Genomic DNA, 414 nt, shown 5'->3' on the forward strand with positions numbered 1-414 from the left:
ATATAAATCCCGTAGCTGATATCCTGTTTAGGAAAGGACAGTGCAGGCGTTTTCAATGCCAGCCACAAAACCAGGTAGGCAAAAAAGATCAGCTGGAAAGGGTTGCCTTCGATATTCAGCTGGTAGGCCACAAACCATGCACCAGCGGAAATCAGAATGGGCCAAAGGCTGATCTTAATGACATCTCTCCATATGAATATCGCGGCACCCGTAAGAAAAAAGCCACCCAGGTGATAATACGCGTCAGGATTGAAGTGCAGGTGGTTTTTTATCATGTCCTCCGGTACCAGCATCCTGATCAGCAGGAAAAGAAAATAAACCGATGTAAAAAGCCATCGTTTGGTGAGGATGCCGGTCAGGAATAATGCCAGCAGCATCAGGTACAGTTTAATTTCAAAAGAGAGGGTCCAAGCA

1 pseudogene is annotated in these 414 nt (G+C 45.9%); it reads right to left on the bottom strand.

Annotated elements, in window-relative coordinates:
* Nucleotides 1-414: pseudogene (locus I6F37_RS42090) on the bottom strand (hypothetical protein); the annotation flags it as partial.

Source organism: Bradyrhizobium sp. NBAIM08 (genome assembly GCF_020193935.1).
Taxonomy (GTDB): domain Bacteria; phylum Pseudomonadota; class Alphaproteobacteria; order Rhizobiales; family Xanthobacteraceae; genus Bradyrhizobium; species Bradyrhizobium yuanmingense.